This window comes from Solemya elarraichensis gill symbiont (assembly GCF_002021095.1).
Lineage (GTDB): Bacteria > Pseudomonadota > Gammaproteobacteria > Chromatiales > Chromatiaceae.
This window is the reverse complement of the sequence record NZ_MPRK01000317.1, coordinates 1-1,680: the sequence shown is the minus strand read 5'-3', so window position 1 is coordinate 1,680 and position 1,680 is coordinate 1. Positions and strand designations below refer to the sequence as shown.

Sequence of the window (1,680 nt, the reverse complement as noted above, 5' to 3'; positions counted from 1 at the left end):
ACTGTTGCTGGAAAAACATTTTGAGGGCATCAGCTACAGACTGACTGTGTGTAATGGGGAATTGGCCAACTGCACAATGAAACTCCCTGCCGGCGTCACCGGAGATGGCAAGCATACAATCCGGCAACTCGTTGCACTTGAGAGAAACGAGGCCCAAAACAACAAGAGGCTCCATGCTCCAGAGAGACAGCTTGTCAGTATTGATACAGAAGCAGAAGGCATACTGAGATCCCGCGGTCTCAGTAGTGATAGCATTCCCGATCGTGATGTTTTCATACCCCTCAAAGGAAAAACCAACGCGACAGCCGGCGGCAAGACAATAAGACTGAAGCATGAAGAGATTCATCCTGACAACACCAGGCTGGCAATAGAAACAGCAAGATTGCTCAGGCTTGACATTGCTGGCATTGATCTGATCATTAAGGACATTAGCCAATCATGGCTGCAGAGCGGTGGTCTCATATGCGAGGTCAACGCCATACCGCAAATGGGCCCTAAAGCTATCAGGCGGATGATGGAAAAAATGGCCAAAGAGGATCTTACCACCCCATTCCACCTTGTCATTCACCATGAGACAGGAATGGAACAAGAAGCTATCAGAAAGCTTGCACACGAGACAGATTGTAATGCATGGTGTGACAGTGGCTCTATATGGATCAATGACATACAGATCAGCAATGCTATCAAAAACAGCTTTATGGCAGCAAACGCATTGCTGAGTCACACCATTAGCCGCTCAATTCTTTGTGTAATGGCCGAAGATGAAATCAAGCAGTTTGGCCTACCTGTTTACAGACCAACATCGATCAGCTTCATGCAAAAGACAGAAGACAAGAAGCTAGTAGAAATGCTCAAACAGCATACAGACACAGTGCTTCCTGATATTGAATTACAAACTTGTACTCACACGCATTGCATCTGAACACTTCGAAATCAGCTAACGAATCTTCGGGTGATTGTTAATGTATATTTTTAATATAGGGCTGAACAGGTCGGGCACCACTTCATTGTCCAGAGCTCTGGACATGCTTAATTTTCCGACATTGCATCATCACATTAAGTTACCCAAAGAAAATGGTGAGATACAAAAGATCCGACTGGTTGATCTATGGAGACACAATATACAAAACAATCGTAGGCCGTTCAGCGGCCTGGACCATAAGTTCTTCAGTTTTTCCGATTTCTTCGGTGAGGGTTGCTTCAAAATGCTGGATGCGACTTATAAAGATTCCAAGTTCATCCTGACCATCAGGAATTTGGATAGCTGGCTTGAGAGTCGAGAGCGAAAGGTGAACAAAAATCTACAGAATCCCAATTATATTGGTGGATTTACTCGCATTGATCGTCCAGCCTGGACGGAAACCTACCACAGGCACCGCAGTTCGGTTAAATTACATTTTGCGGACCACCCAGAAAAGCTTCTGATTTTGAATATTCCCGGTGGTGATGGATGGGAGTGCTTGTGCCCATTCCTGGGCGTGGATATTCCGAATGTACCTTTTCCACATAAAAATAGACTAAAACCCTATGCCTAGTAGCTACAGTTACCTTTTTGTTCCTGCCACGAAAGCTGACGCCTTTCTGAACAAGCGTGTCTTTGATCTCGTGATGTAAAACGGGACATCCAAGTCGCCCTTTTACACTCGATCTTCGACAGCCTTTATTGCCCCGGACGCCCTG

General features: G+C 45.5%; 1 protein-coding gene and 1 pseudogene. Both read left to right on the top strand.

The genetic code is table 11. The features are described 5' to 3' along the window. Nucleotides 1–922, top strand: a pseudogene (locus tag BOW51_RS10585) (hypothetical protein); the annotation flags it as partial. Nucleotides 923–962: 40 nt separating this feature from the next. Then, nucleotides 963–1,535, top strand: coding sequence for a sulfotransferase family protein (locus BOW51_RS10580; protein ID WP_078477677.1), 573 nt, complete (start codon nucleotides 963–965; stop codon nucleotides 1,533–1,535). The last annotated feature ends 145 nt before the right edge of the window (nucleotides 1,536–1,680 follow it).

Excerpts from the sequence above, each read along its gene's own strand:
- BOW51_RS10580 (WP_078477677.1), top strand. The coding sequence starts at position 963 with ATGTATATTTTTAATATAGGGCTGAACAGGTCGGGCACCACTTCATTG.